Origin of the sequence: Promicromonospora sp. NPDC052451 (genome assembly GCF_044547525.1) — a bacterium.
Taxonomy (GTDB): domain Bacteria; phylum Actinomycetota; class Actinomycetes; order Actinomycetales; family Cellulomonadaceae; genus Promicromonospora.
The window spans coordinates 373593-387753 of sequence record NZ_JBIUAP010000005.1 but is presented as its reverse complement, the minus strand read 5'-3'; the positions used below and the strand labels follow the sequence as shown (position 1 = coordinate 387753).

General features: G+C 74.1%; 11 protein-coding genes. 7 read left to right on the top strand and 4 right to left on the bottom strand.

Annotation, left to right across the window (positions count from 1 at the left end; genetic code table 11):
• Window positions 1-179: 179 nt before the first annotated feature.
• The 3 genes from ACIG47_RS11665 to ACIG47_RS11655 are packed head-to-tail and all read left to right on the top strand — an operon-like array spanning window position 180 to window position 2892.
• Window positions 180-1232, top strand: coding sequence for a polysaccharide pyruvyl transferase family protein (locus ACIG47_RS11665; RefSeq protein ID WP_397430930.1), 1053 nt, complete (start codon window positions 180-182; stop codon window positions 1230-1232).
• A complete protein-coding gene (locus ACIG47_RS11660; protein WP_397430929.1) occupies window positions 1232-2116 on the top strand; it encodes a glycosyltransferase family A protein in 885 nt (294 codons plus the stop codon). Before ACIG47_RS11665 ends, ACIG47_RS11660 begins: the two co-directional genes overlap by 1 nt.
• Window positions 2113-2892, top strand: coding sequence for a polysaccharide pyruvyl transferase family protein (locus tag ACIG47_RS11655; RefSeq protein ID WP_397430928.1), 780 nt, complete (start codon window positions 2113-2115; stop codon window positions 2890-2892). Before ACIG47_RS11660 ends, ACIG47_RS11655 begins: the two co-directional genes overlap by 4 nt.
• A gap of 12 nt (window positions 2893-2904) precedes the next feature.
• On the opposite strand, the gene ACIG47_RS11650 is transcribed toward ACIG47_RS11655, so the two are convergent.
• Entirely contained in the window at window positions 2905-5358 is a 2454-nt protein-coding gene (locus ACIG47_RS11650) for a polysaccharide lyase 8 family protein (protein ID WP_397430927.1), read from the bottom strand.
• A 203-nt stretch (window positions 5359-5561) separates the two neighbouring features.
• Here ACIG47_RS11650 and ACIG47_RS11645 point away from each other — a divergent pair, with 203 nt between their 5' ends.
• The 4 genes from ACIG47_RS11645 (at window position 5562) to ACIG47_RS11630 (ending at window position 11083) form a co-directional block, all read left to right on the top strand.
• Window positions 5562-6350, top strand: a complete 789-nt coding sequence (locus tag ACIG47_RS11645) for a CAP domain-containing protein (protein ID WP_397430926.1) — start codon at window positions 5562-5564, stop codon at window positions 6348-6350.
• 261 nt (window positions 6351-6611) lie between these two features.
• Window positions 6612-7427, top strand: coding sequence for a CAP domain-containing protein (locus ACIG47_RS11640; RefSeq protein WP_397430925.1), 816 nt, complete (start codon window positions 6612-6614; stop codon window positions 7425-7427).
• A gap of 88 nt (window positions 7428-7515) precedes the next feature.
• Window positions 7516-9600: an acyltransferase family protein gene (locus ACIG47_RS11635; RefSeq protein WP_397430924.1), complete on the top strand. Its 2085-nt coding sequence runs from the start codon at window positions 7516-7518 to the stop codon at window positions 9598-9600.
• A 19-nt stretch (window positions 9601-9619) separates the two neighbouring features.
• Complete coding sequence (locus ACIG47_RS11630; RefSeq protein WP_397430923.1) at window positions 9620-11083, top strand: NCS2 family permease; 1464 nt, start codon at window positions 9620-9622, stop codon at window positions 11081-11083.
• A 48-nt stretch (window positions 11084-11131) separates the two neighbouring features.
• Here ACIG47_RS11630 and ACIG47_RS11625 read toward each other — a convergent pair whose 3' ends face one another.
• From ACIG47_RS11625 to ACIG47_RS11615, 3 genes are all read right to left on the bottom strand, one after another.
• Window positions 11132-12175 (bottom strand): type IV toxin-antitoxin system AbiEi family antitoxin domain-containing protein, encoded by a 1044-nt coding sequence (locus ACIG47_RS11625; RefSeq protein WP_397430922.1) that lies wholly within the window; start codon window positions 12173-12175, stop codon window positions 11132-11134.
• A gap of 195 nt (window positions 12176-12370) precedes the next feature.
• Window positions 12371-13675 (bottom strand): MFS transporter, encoded by a 1305-nt coding sequence (locus ACIG47_RS11620; RefSeq protein WP_397430921.1) that lies wholly within the window; start codon window positions 13673-13675, stop codon window positions 12371-12373.
• A complete protein-coding gene (locus ACIG47_RS11615) occupies window positions 13672-14118 on the bottom strand; it encodes a MarR family winged helix-turn-helix transcriptional regulator (RefSeq protein ID WP_397413432.1) in 447 nt (148 codons plus the stop codon). The genes ACIG47_RS11620 and ACIG47_RS11615 overlap by 4 nt, the downstream gene beginning before the upstream one ends.
• Window positions 14119-14161 lie beyond the last annotated feature (43 nt).

The window sequence follows — 14161 nt, the reverse complement described above, 5'->3', positions numbered from 1 at the left end:
AAACCTAGCTGGTCGGCTGGAAAGGTGATCGCTGGTGCCCCGCAAAAATATGCGATGAATGTTCCGCGTGCGACCCGAATCGTCCCCGTCCCGCGTGGTCGACAATTCCGACCTGCGTCATCGGATAACAGCATCCATGATGGTCCCGACCGCGAACCAGACCGACAGGGGGCACAGACATGATGCGTCCGGACGACCACGCCCATCTCGCCGGGCTGCGGGACGCGACCGCGTCGACCCTCGCCGCCGTGATCCGTCCCGGCCCTGTCGCCCTCCTGGACGTGCCCAACCAGCGCAATGTCGGTGACTCGCTCATCTGGGCCGGCACGGCCGCCTACCTGCGGCGCCTCGGGCGCGACGTCCGCTACGCGGCCGACCTGCGCGGGTACGTGCCGGCGGACCTGCGGGCGGCGATGCCGTCCGGGACCGTCCTCGTCCGCGGCGGGGGCGACTTCGGCGACCTCTGGCCGGGCCACCAGGAGCACCGGGAGCGCATCGTCCAGGACCTGCCCGACTACCCGGTGGTCCAGCTCCCGCAGTCCGTCTGGTTCGGGTCGGCGGACCGCGCCGCGCAGGCCGACCGGATCCTGGGCGCGCACCCCGACTTCACGCTCCTGCTGCGGGACACCCCGTCGCTGGCCCGGGCCGCCGAACAGCTCCCCTCCCTGGCCGCGCGGTTCTGCCCCGACCTGGCTCTCGGCTGGGAACCGCCGCGCCGCGAGCGGTCCGTGGCCGACACCCGGCGGCTGCTCGTGCTCGCCCGCGCGGACAAGGAGACCGCCTCGGGCCTGCACGACGTCGGGCCGGCCTGGGTCCCCGGGCTGGACGCCGACCGCACGGACTGGCACGCCGGCGGCAGCGAGGCCTGGCGCCGGCGGGCCGCCCGGACCGTCACGACGCTCGGTCACCAGCGTGCCCGCGTCGCCCGCCGGGTGCCGCTGCCGGCGTCGGGCCTCGCGAACCGGCCCGTGGCGGCGGCCCTCGCGACGATCAACCGGGCCGGCATCGACGCCGGGGTGCGGCTGTTCGCGCCCGCGCGGGGCGCCGTCGTCGACCGCCTCCACGCGCACGTGATGGCGGCGCTGCTGGGCGTGGAGCACGTGGTGCTGGACAACAGCTACGGCAAGGTCCGCGCCGTCTACGACGACTACACCGGCACGTTCAGCACCGCCCACCACGCGTCCGGCCTCGACGAGGCGCGCGAGCTGGCCGCCCGGCTCTGGGCCGCCTGATGCTCGCGTTCGTCACCTCGCTGCGCCATCCGCGCAACGCCGCCGACTACGGCCGCGTCGAGGAGCTGCTGCGCCTCACCCTCGCGTCGCTGACCGCGCAGACCAGCGGGGAGTACGTGGTGCTGGTGGTGGGCAACCGCGCCCCGGGGTTCGACCTGGGGGAGCGGGTACGGTTCGTCCCCGTCGGCTTCGCGCCGCCCGAGGCCGCCCACGGCCCGCACGCCGAGCGGGACCGGTTCGTCCGGGACAAGGGCAGCAAGATCGGCGTCGGGCTGCTCGCGGCCCGCCCCTACGCGCCGGACCACGTGATGATCGTGGACGCCGACGACTTCGTGCACCGCGACCTCGCCGCGTTCACCGCGCGGCACCCGGGGCACCCCGGGTGGGTGGTCGACCAGGGCTGGGTGTACTCCCGCGCCCGCGGTGTCTACCGACGTCAGCCCGCCTTCCACCGGACCTGCGGCACGAGCCTCGTGGTCCCGTTCGACGCCTACGGCGTACCCGCCCACCTCGACGAGACCGCCACGCAGGAGGAGGTCCTGGCCGGGTACGGCGAGCGGGTCGGCCACGTGCTCGGCGCCCACCGGCACGCGGTCGAGTGGTTCGCGCGGCACCAGGGCAGGGTGCTCGAACCCCTGCCGTTCCGCGGCGCCGTCTACCACGTGGACACGGGGGAGAACCACTCCGGCAAGCGCCTGCGCGGGCTCGCCCGCCCGCTCGACCCCGACTTCGCCGCGTGCTACGGCCTGCCCCCGGTGCGGCGGACGACGGCGACGCTGTGGTCCGCCGTCGGACCCCGCGCGGTCGCCGAGACCGCGCTCGTGCTCGGCCGCCGGGCGTTGCGGCCCGTCCGGCGGGCGCTCGCCGCGGGGGCCCGGTCGTGACCGTCGAGGTGGTGCACTGGAACCCCCGGCGGCCGGTGGTACCCGGGCCGTTCGGGCGGCTGGTGCCGGTGCGGCGCCGGGTCAACAACTTCGGCGACCTCGTCGGCCCGGCGCTCGTCGCGCGCATCCTGGCCGCGCGCGGCGTCGACCCCGCCCGGGGCGCAGGGCGCAGGCTCCTCACGGTGGGCTCCATCCTGCACCTAGCGAGCCCGGGCGACGTGGTCTGGGGCACCGGCATCAACGGCAAGCAGGCGCACCTGCCCCGCGGTCTGCAGCTGGACGTCCGGGCCGTGCGCGGACCGATCACCCACCGGGTGCTGCGCGAGGCGGGCATCGCCGCGCCGCGCGTGTTCGGCGACCCGGCGCTGCTCTGGAGCCGCTTCTGGCCCCGGGAGACGTACGCCGACGGCGCCCGGCGCGCGGTCGGCTTCGTGCCCAACCTGCACGACTGGGTCCGGTACCGCGACGACCCGCGGACGATCGCGCCGCAGGGCGACCTGCACGCGATCGCCGGGCAGATCGCGCGCTGCGACCTCGTCGTGGCGACGTCCCTGCACGGCATCGTGCTCGCCGAGTCGTTCGGCATCCCGGCGCGGCTCGTCCCGCCGTCGGCCGAGCCGATGCACAAGTACCACGACTACTACGCCGGCACCGGGCGCGAGGCGTTCCGCGTGGCGGCGTCGGTGGACGAGGCCGTGGAGATGGGCGGCGCCCGCCCGCCGGTGTGGGACGCCGACGCCCTGCTGGCCGCGTTCCCCCTCGACCTGTGGGCGTGACCGCGGGCCGGGTCAGAGCCCGAACGCCGCGGTGACCGTGGCGCCGCGCGCACCGGCCAGGTCCACGACGAGCGCGATGTCCGGCTCCAGGCGTTCGACGGTGACCCGCTCGTGCGCGCCGGTCAGCCGGGCCGCCGTACGGGCCAGCGTGATCCGCAACGGCCGCTCCAGCCGCTGCGTCGGGTCGGCGACCGCCACGGTCAGCCGCGTCCCCTCCTGCACCACGAGCACCGCGGCCGGCCGGTCGCACCGCACGCCGCCCGTCTCCGGCGCCTCCGCCTGCCAGACGTTCAGCGCCACCGTGTCGTCGCGGCGCACCGCCTGCACGGCCCGCGAGTTCGCCAGGACCTCCGTCCGCGGGGCCGCGGCGTAGGACGCCACCTCCTGCGGCGTCGCGCCCGGCAGGATCGTGTACCCGTAGCGGCCGTCCGCGGGGTCGGTGCCGTGCTCCAGCCAGAGCGTCGCGAAGCTGTTGGCCCGCACCGTCGGGTCGCGGTGCGGCGCACTGCGGTTGATGTCGGCCCACCGGCCCGTGCGCCGCTCGCGGAGCAGCCGCAGGCGCTGCCCGTCCCGGAACACGTAGCCGATGCCGGTGCCCGGGGTCGCGCCCGACAGATGGGCCCACCTGGCGCCGTCGGCCACGGTAGGGGCGGGCGTGCCCGGTCCCACCGCGTGCGGCACGGTGCGGCCGTCGACGACGAGCCGCTGGGCCGCCGGGTCCACGAGCCGGCGGTTGTCCACCACGGTCTCCACCGGGCGTCCGGACGCCGAGGCGATGCCCGTGCCGAGCGCCACGATCTCGTCGTCCAGCAGGAACCACGACGTGAAGCCCGATACCTCGGCCATGCCCGGGGCCGCCGGGTGCCGGAACGCCATGCCGACCGCCGCCCGGGAGCCCAGGGCGGCGCCGCCGGCCCAGTGCGACGTGCCGCGGAAGCCTGCGCCGGCGGAGTCGCCGGGCGTGCCCGACGCCGTCGTCGTCCCGGGGATGCGACGGGCGTCGACGGTGGGCCAGTAGTCGTCGTCGTAGGGGGTGCCTGCCGCGTCGTACAGGTAGTACGCGCCGCTGCCCGTGTACCAGCCGTGCAGGTTCTCCGCGCCGATCGACTCGTACGTGGCGATCCGCGCCGACGACATCGCCAGCGCGACCGTGAACGCGGGCCGCCGGTGCACCACGCGGTCCATCGCGGGGAAGACCCGGGTGCCCTCCGGGGGAGCCAGCGGCGTGACGCCGTCGGCCGGGTCCGGTGACGCGTAGGCGGCCAGGCGCGTCCAGCGTGCGGCCCGCTCGCCGTCCGCCGCCGAGGCCAGGAGCCGCAGGGCGGATGCCGCGGCCCGCCCGGCGTCCCGGTCACCGACCGAGCGGCGAGCGATGTTGCGCCCGCGCACCGGGGCCAGGACCGCGCCGGCGTGCAGCCACGGCACGAGCCCGTCGTCCACCCAGCGCAGCAGGTCGTCGAGGGCCGGACCCGGGAGGTGCCACGGCGTGTCGTGCAGCAGGGCCAGCACGGTGGCGGCGGAGGTGAGCAGGGACAGCCCGTACCCGCCCGAGTAGGGGTGCACGTCGTGCTGCAGGAACGACCCGTCGGCGTGGATCCCGTCGCCGGACGCCGTGGGCCGGAACGCGGGGGCCATGCCCCGCAGGCCGGCGGTGAGGGCGTCCTCGTCGTCGAGCAGCAGTGCGCGCTCCACCACGACACGTCCCGTCCAGGCGCGGTTGGCCGCCGTGTACGCCGGGGCGGGGGTCTGCTCGTGCACCGTGGCCATCCAGCGCCGCAGCCGGTCCTCGCCGAGGTCGTCGTACAGGAGCATCGACGTCGCCGTGAGCTGGAGCGGGATGCCGACCTGCCGGTCCCACCAGTTCCCCGACCGGCCCGTGTGCGCGGCGTAGTCCTCGTGGAGCCGGTCGAGGCCGGCCAGCAGGACGTCCCGCACCTCGGGGTCCTGCGCGTAGCGGGAGCCCGGCGTGGCGTAGGCGCGGGCGAGCTCCCGGAGCCGCTCGTAGCGGATCCGCAGGCCGACGGTCCGCTCGCGGGAGGTCAGGGACAGGTCCGGCCACCGGCCGTCCGGGCCGAGCTGGTCCAGCAGGCGGCCGGCGGCGTCGTCGTCGGTGGCCGCGCCCGTGAGCTGGGCGAGCCACCGTGTGCGGACGGCGGCGAACGGGTGCGTCGCGTCCTGGAACGCGTCCCACGCCACCAGCCCGCCGGCCACGAGGGCGGACGCGCCGAGCGCGAGGGTGCCGATCCGCAGGGCCTGGCGGCGCGTGACGGGGCGGGTGTGCGGGGGTGCGGGCGAGGGGTCCGAGGGCTGGGGCGGGGGCTTGGACGGGGGGTGCTCGCGCTCGGACGGGGGGTACGGGGTCGGCGCGTCGTGCCGGGTGGGCGCGCTGTGCGGGGGCGGCGGGGCGTGCTCGGGGGACGCGTCGTGCTCGGTGGGCAGGTCGGCCTCCTCCTGGTCGCGGGTCACGGACCATGGTGTCCGGGCAGCGGTTCCCCCGCGCGCCGGGGCATTCCGCATCGTCGCGATCGTCTGTATTGTCCGCACTTGTGTCCCCAGCACGCCGCACGACGTCGTCCGCGACCCGACCGGGTCGTGTGGTCCGTGCAGGTCGTGCGGTCGCCGGCGTGGTCCGCGCAGGTCGTGCGGTCGCCCGCGTGACGCTGGTGGTCATGACCGGGGCAGGGCTCACGGCGTGCGCCGGTCTGCTCGCGCCGGGAGCCGAGCCGATGCCGGCGCCGGGAATCGCCCCCGGCGTCGTCGGGGTGGCCGCGCCCGTCGAGCACGCGCCCGGCCCGCAGCCCACGTCGGTCGGCGCGATCACGGGCGAGCACACCCAGGAGTCCGCGGCGGTGGACGTGCAGCCGGCGCCCAGCGGCTCGGCGTCGCGCGGTGCGGACCGGGGGCCGGTGGGTGGTGACGGGTCGGACGGCGGCTCGGGCGGGGCCGATTCGGGCGGTGGGTCCGGGGACGGCGCCGGTGGTGCCGAGGGTGGCTCCGGGGGCGGTGGTTCCGGGGGCGGTTCGGGCGACGGCGCGGGTGGCGGTCCCGGCGGCGGGGGCGCGGACGACGCACCCGACCTGACCGACCCCGTCCAGTACGCGGCGGCCCTGGAAGAAGCGGTCAACGGTCACCGCACCGCGAACGCGCTGCCCGCCCTGACGCACGACACCTGCGCGTACGACGTGGCACTGGAGCGCGCCCAGGCGCTCGTCGGGCAGGAGCTGGCGCACGCACCGCTCGACCCGATCTTCGAGCGGTGTCCCACGACGGCCGTCGCGGAGAACCTGGCCAAGGGCGGCTGGACGCCCGCCGAGGCCGCGCAGGGCTGGATGGACTCCGACGGGCACCGCGCCAACATCCTGAACGGTGACCTGACCCGCGGCGCGGTCGCGTGCGTCCCCGACGGCGGCGACCCGGCCGCGCCGACCATGATCTGCGCCCACGTCTTCCTCGCCTGATCTTCTCGCCGCTCCTTGCCGGCTCGAGCTGGCGCTCGCTGGCCCGAGCTGGTGTGTGCCCCGCGGAGCGGGCCCGTGTCCGCCCGAGCTGGCCCGTGTCCGCCCGAGCGGACCCGCGTTCGCCCGTGGTGCGCTTCTACCCAGTCATTACGCCCAGAATTGGCGGTCGTGCTGGGCGCAATGACTGGGTAGAAGCGCACCATCGCGAGGCGGCGGGGGTTCCGGTTGTGGGCGGTGGGTGGCGGGTGTCGAATCGACGTCGTGCACCGCGACCCGGCCCGCCCCATGCGGCTGATCATGACGGCCTGGGCCTGCCTGACGGCTCCGGTCCGCTCGGCGGTCGCGGTCTGCTTGGCGGTCGCCGTCCGCCCGGCGGTTCCGGTCCGCGCGACGGCAGCCGTCCGTTCGGCGGTTCCGGTCCGCCCGGCGGTTCCGGTCCGCGCGACGGCTCCCGTCCGTTCGGCGGTCGCCGTCCGCCTGCCGGCTCCGCGTCGCTCGGCGCTCGTAGCCCGCTCGACAGTTCCGATCCTCCTCGGTCTAGCCCTGATCGGCGCCCTGCTCACCGGCTGCTCCGGACCCGGCCGCGACACCCGCCCGAGCGACACCGCGGCGAGTCCCGGCGCGACGGCCGATGGGCGGGAGGCGCCGTCGGCCCTCCGCCCCACCTGGACGCCGCCCGCCGGTACCGACCTCGCCGACCGCACCCGGTACGCGGCCGCGCTGGAGGACGGCGTGAATGCCGCCCGCATGCAGCTCGGAGTACCACCGCTGGAGCACGACGACTGCCTCGCCGCCGTCGCCGAGGAGCGAGCGGCCGCGCTGATCGGCGCGGCCGAGCTGACGCATGCGCCCCTGCCGCCCGTGCAGCGGAGCTGCCCCGGCGGCACGATCGCCGCGGAGAACCTCAGCCGCACCGACCGCCCGCCGCAGGACGTGGTGCAGGCCTGGCTGGACTCGCCGACGCACCGGGACAACCTGGTCAGCACCGACCTGCTGCGCGGTGCGATCGGCTGCGTGCGCGACGGCGGGACGACCGGTCTGCCGGTGCTGGTCTGCTCCCACGTGTTCCTCGGCTGAGCAGTTGTCCACAGGCTGTCCGGACGGACCGCGCGCGCCCGTTATCGTGTGAGCCGCGCACCCGCCCGGACCGACCGCAGGAGACACATTGGCGCAGGCGACGACCACCGCCGTCGACCGACCCACCGGACCGGACCCGGAGCACCGCGGCCCCGGCACGGCGGCGGACCCCGCGTCCGGGGGCCACACCTTCCGGACCGACATCAACGGGCTGCGGGCGGTCGCCGTGCTCGCGGTCGTCGTCTACCACGCAGGCCTCGCGGTGCCCGGCGGGTTCACCGGCGTCGACGTCTTCTACGTCATCTCCGGCTATCTCATCAGCTCGCTGCTGCTGCGCGAGGTGGGGCGCAGCGGGACCGTCGACCTGGTCGCGTTCTGGACGCGGCGCATGCGGCGTCTCGTCCCGGCGCTCGCGCTGGTCGTCACCGTCACGCTCGTCGCCTGCCTGGTGCTGCTGTCGCCGCTCGCCTGGCAGAAGATCGCGACCCACGGCGCGGCGGCCATGCTGTTCGTCTCCAACCTGCTGTTCCCCTACCAGGGGCAGGACTACTTCTCCGAGTCCGCTGTCCCCAGCCCCTACCTGCACACCTGGTCGCTGGGCATCGAGGAGCAGTTCTACCTGTTCTGGCCGCTGCTCGTGCTCCTGGCCGTCGCCGTGGCCCGGCGCACCCGCGTCCCGGCCCGGCGCACGCTGCAGATCCTGTTCGCGGGGACGTTCGTCCTCTCGCTGGCCACCTCGGTCTGGCTGACGGCGGTCGCGCCGGACTGGGCGTTCTACATCCTGCCGACCCGGGCGTGGGAGTTCGCGGGCGCGGCCCTCGTCGCCACCCTGCCCTGGGCGCGGCTCGCCGGCGTCGTGCACCTGCGGCCGTGGCTGCTGCGGACCCTGCTCGGCACCGCCGGGTTCGTGCTGCTGGCCCTCTCCTTCGCGTTCGTGCACGAGACCGACCCGTTCCCCGGCACCGTGGCTCTGCTGCCCGTGGGCGGTGCGCTGCTGGTGCTGGCCGCGGGCAGCGTCCCGGCGTCGGCCACCTGGGTGGACCGGGTGCTCGACCTGCCGCTGCTGCAGCGGTTCGGCGACGTCTCCTACTCCTGGTACCTGTGGCACTGGCCGTTCGTGGTGCTCACCACGGCCGCCGTGCAGGACGACGCCGTCTGGATCAAGGTGCTCGCCTCGCTCGCCGCCCTCGGCGCCGCCGTCGCGACCTACCGCTGGGTGGAGAACCCGGTCCGGTTCAGCCCGGCGCTGCGGTCCTGGCGGCGCACCGCCGCCGTCACGCTCGTCATCGGGGTCGCCGTGGGCGGCCTCACCCTCGGCACCCGCGTGGCGACCGCCTCGGTGCTGCAGCGCGAGCCCTACGCCACTGCCGTCGCGGAGCGCGCCGAGCCGGAGCCGTACCCGTGCACGGAGGAGACCACGACGGCGTCGGGCGACGTCGTGTGCCTGCTCGGGGACGTCGACTCCGCGACCACCGTGCTCCTGCTCGGCGACTCCCACACCATGCACTGGATCCCCGCGTTCGACGTCGCGGCGCGCGACGCCGGACTGCGTCTCGCCGTCCGCTGGCGGCACGGGTGCCCGGCCGCCGAGGTGGTCGTGGAGCAGCCCACCGAGCGGGGCTCCTGCCTGCCCTTCCAGGCCGGAACCCTGCGCATCGTCGACGACCTGCGGCCCGACGCCGTCGTCGTGAGCCAGGCCCAGATCTACGCCGACCGCATGCAGCACGCCGACGGGACACGCATGGACGACGCCGAGGTGCGCGCCGCCTGGCGCTCCGCCAACGACGCCCTGTTCGCGCACCTCACCGCCGTCACGCCCCATGTGGTCGCCGTGGTGGACAACCCGCGGCTCGACGTGGACCCGCTCGAATGCCTCACCCGGCCGTGGCCCGGCCTCGGGGACTGCAGCATGACGCGCACCGAGGCGGAGGAGTCCAACGGGGACCTCCCGCGTATCAGCGCCGAAATATGGGCCCAGTACGGTGTCACCACCTGGGACGGGGTCTGGTCCGAGACGTGCGACGACACCACGTGCCGCATCGGAGACACCAGCCACCCCGTCTACCGGGACTTTCACCATCTCAGCGTGGACTACGTGCTGACCCGGACGGACGCCGTGGAGCGGATGCTCACCGGTGCCGTGCGCGGCACGTCGTCGGGCGACAACGGGTAACGAAGGAGAACATCGGAGCATGGCTCACGACCAGGCCCAGGCGCGGGGCGCCATCGACCGGTTCTTCAAGATCAGCGAACGCGGGTCCACGGTGTGGACGGAGGTGCGCGGCGGTCTGGTCACCTTCTTCACGATGAGCTACATCGTCGTGCTGAACCCGCTCATCCTCGGCAGCGTGCCCGACGGGACGGGCCAGTATCTCGGCGGCGGCGAGACGATGGGCGACGTCACGGCCATCGCGGCGGCCACGGCCCTGGTGGCCGGCGTCATGTCGATCCTCATGGGCGTGGTCGCCAACTTCCCGCTGGCGCTCGCGGCGGGGCTCGGCCTGAACGCCGTCGTCGCCTTCTCCGTGGCGGCCCTGCCGGGCATGACCTGGGCGGATGCCATGGGCATCGTGGTGATGGAAGGCCTGGTCATCCTGATCCTGGTGGTCACGGGCTTCCGGGAGGCGGTGTTCCGGGCGGTGCCGCGCGAGCTCAAGATCGCGATCAGCGTGGGCATCGGCCTGTTCATCACGTTCATCGGCGTGTACGACGCCGGCTTCGTGCGCATCCCCGCCTCCCTGGCGACGCCCACCGAGCTGGGCATGGGCGGTTCGCTCGGCGCCTGGCCGCTGTTCGTGTTCGCGTTCGGGGTGCTGCTGGCCGCCGTCCTCGTGGTGCGCAAGGTGCGGGGCGGCATCCTCATCGCGATCGTCGCCTCGACGGTGCTCGCGGTCGTGGTCGAGGCCGTCGGCGGTATCGGCGGGCGCACCGAGGACAACCCGGGGGGCTGGGCGCTGAACGTGCCCGCCCTGCCCGACTCCGTGGTGAAGCTGCCCGACTTCTCGCTGATCGGCCAGTTCTCGCTGCTCGGATCGTTCGAGGCGATCGGGCCCATCGCGGTGATCCTGCTGGTGTTCACGCTCCTCATCGCGGACTTCTTCGACACGATGGGCACGATGGTCGCCATCGGCGGCGAGGCCAAGCTGCTCGACGCCAAGGGCAACCCGCCCCGCACCACGCAGATCCTGGTGGTCGACTCGCTGGCCGCCGTGGCTGGTGGCGCGGGCTCGGTGTCGTCCAACACGGCCTACGTCGAGTCGGCGTCCGGCGTGGGCGACGGCGCCCGCACGGGCCTGGCCGCCGTGACCACCGGTGTGGCGTTCCTGCTCACCACGTTCCTGTCGCCGCTCGTCGAGGTGGTGCCGCACGAGGCCGCGACGCCCGCGCTGGTGATCGTCGGCTTCCTCATGGTCGTGCAGGTCACGGGCATCGACTGGACGGACCTCGAGGTCGCCATCCCGGCGTTCCTCACGATGGTGCTCATGCCGTTCGCGTACTCGATCACGGTGGGCATCGGGGCGGGCGTGATCTCGTTCGTGCTGATCAAGATCGCCGTCGGCAAGGCGCGCAAGGTGCACCCCCTGCTGTGGATCGCGGCGCTGCTGTTCGTCGTCTACTTCCTGATGGGCCCGATCCGCGCTGCGGTAGGCATCTGACGCCGCCCACCCAAAGGTCCGCCGCGAGCAGGCGATCCGGCATGGTTTTCACGGGGAATCCATGCCGGATCGCCTGCTCGCGGGGGCGGCGGGTGGGGTCAGGTCGATCGGGGTGGTTGGGGCGGGGTAGGCGGCCGGGTGCCAGTCGTGGCGGCGGAGGACGGCGGCGACCTGCCGGCCGATCCCACCCGGCCGGGCGTTGTCGGCGGGCTTGAACCGGAGCACGATCACCCGTCCGGACGCCAGCAGCCGGTTCTGCCGCGGGGCGTCGCGGACCAACGCCCGGGCGGTGCTGTGCGGCCCGACTCCGTCGACCTCGACCACCAGCCAACGGCCGTCGGGCAGCCGCCAGACGAAGTCGACACGCGCCACGACGGTGCCGTCGATCACGAACCGGGCCTGCAGGTCGTCGGGCGGCACCCCGTTGTCGTGACACGAGAGCCGTGCGGCGGACTCGGCGGGGGACTCGGACCGCGCGTCGACGAGCGGGAACAGCGCATGCACCCGCTTCGCGCCGGGTCGTCCCCGAAGCAGGTCGTGAACGGTGGCGAGCCGGTCCGGGGTCATGCCCAGGCGCCGGGCGACGTCGTCGAGCACCGCCAGCGCGCTCTCCCGCGGCAGGACGGGCAGCGCCTGGGCGAGTGCGTGGTCGAGCCGCGCCACCTCGCGGTCGCCCACCCGGAGGGTGGGGAAGGGGCGGTACTGCCGCAGGGTCCCGAAGCGGCTCACCCGGCGTGACCCGTCGGGCATCGCGACCTCCGGCTCGAAGTCGGCCGGCAGTCCCTGCACGTCGTGCAGCACGAGCGCCGCGGCGCCCACCGCGACCGCGTCGGGGCCGTGGGACAGCAGGGCGAGCCACGTCCGCCAGCGCGCGGCATGGGTGAACCAGTCGTCCCGGACGCGTGAGCCGAGCGGCACCGGGTCAGTGTCGTAGACACCGCGCACCGGACGGCGCCAGCGGCCCTGCTGCACGAGCCGGCAGCGGGTCTGGCGCGTGACGCCGAACTCCTCGCACTGGCGGGTGGAGAGGAGCCCCTGCTGCCGGCTCAGGATGCGTTCGGCGTCGGGCAGGAAGGTGACGGGCTGGGGCATGCTCTGATCGCACCAGACCAGGACCCCCACTGCTCCGCGCCGCCCCCGCCCCTGTGGACAACGGGCCGCGACGACCCCCTGTGGTCCCCGTCGCGCGAACACAAAGGTCCGCCGCGAGCAGGCGATCCGACATGGTTTTCACGGGGAATCCATGCCCGATCGCCTGCTCGCGGCGGACCTTTGGTAAGAGGCGGGTCAGGCTGCCAGGACCTGGCGCTCCGCCGCCGCTGCCGCTTCCGGGTAGGTCACCTGGAGGTACGGCCGCGGGATGCGGTGCGAGCGGGAGAGGCGGGCGCGGACGCGCACGTGCCACGTCCGGTAGGCCCAGATCGTCGCGACGGCGGTGACCAGCAGCGTCGCGACGGCGCCGATCAGGACCGCGTACCGGGGGCCGAACGTCTCGCCGATCCAGCCCACCACCGGGGAGCCCAGCGGCGTGGTGCCGAGCAGCACCATCATGTAGATCGACATGACGCGGCCGCGCACCTCGGGCGCCACGGAGAGCTGGATCGCGGCGTTGGCCGAGGTCAGCATGGTCAGCGACGCGAACCCCACGGGGATGCACATCAGCAGGTAGCCGAGGTACGTCGGCATGACGGCCTGGATGCCCATGGCGATCGCGAACGCGAACGCCGCACCCAGCACGAGCCGTACGCGCGGACGCTCCCGGCGGGCCGCCAGCAGGGCGCCCGCGAGGGAGCCGATCGCCAGGACGGACCCGAGGATGCCGTACTCGCCGGCTCCCCGGCCGAACTCGACGCGCGCCATCATGGCCGACGTGAGCTGAAAGTTCAGTCCCAGCATGGAGACCACGCCCATGACGACCATGATCACGACGATGTCGCTGCGCCCCCGGATGTAGGCCAGTCCCTCGCGGATCTGGCCCTTGGCACGCGGAGCGGTCGGCAGCACGTGCAGGTCGCGCATGCGGGTGAGCGAGATGATCACGGCACCGAACGCGATGCCGTTGATGACGAACACCCAGCCGGAGCCGACGGCGGCGATGAGCAGGCCTGCCACGCCGGGACCGATGAGCCGCGCGGCGTTGAAGTTGGTCGAGTTGAGCCCGACGGCGTTCGCGAGCCGCTTGGCGGGGACGAGCTGGGCCACGAAGGTCTGGCGCACGGGGCCGTCGATGGCGCTGACCACGCCCAGCAGGGTGGCGAACACGTACACGTGCCACAGCTCGGCCACACCGGACAGCACCAGTGCACCGAGCCCGAGGCCCAGTACGCCCATGCCGCCCTGCGTCATCATCAGGAGCTTGCGGCGGTCGACGCGGTCGGCGAGCAGCCCGGCCCACGCGGACAGGAAGATGTGGGGGATGAACTGCAGTGCGGTGACGATGCCGACGGCGACACCGGAGTTGTTGGTCAGGAGGGTCAGGACGACCCAGTCCTGCGCCACGCGCTGCATCCAGGTGCCGATGTTGGCGACGAGAGCGCTGGCGAACCAGAGACGATAGTTACGGTATTTCAGGCTGGCGAAGGTTGCGCTCATCGAGCGGCGATCCGGATCAGGAGCTCGCTGGCTCCCGCAAGGATCTCTCTCTCCTCTACGGTCAGGGTGGACAGTTGTTTCGTGAGCCAGGCGTCACGGCGACGCCGGGTCTCGGCGACCTCTCGGGCGCCCGCGGGGGTGAGACGGACGACCACCTGCCGACGGTCCGTCGCGTGCTCCACCTTCTCGACGAGGCCGAGCTCGGCCAGGGTGTTCACCGCCCGGGTCATCGACGGCGGCCGGACCCGTTCGTGCTCGGCGAGCGAGCCGGGGGACATCTCGCCGTGCTTGTGCAGCACCGTCAGGATCCCGAACTGGCCCTCGGGGAGGTCGGCCTCGCCTCGTTCGGCGCGCAGGCGGCGGGAGATCCGGGTGAGGGCGACGCGCAGGTCGCCCCCGACGGTGGCCGGGTTCCGGCCGGGCTTGCGGGAGCTCGACGACATCTACAGCAGTCTAGATCATTAGCGTGGCTAACGGTACGTGGGT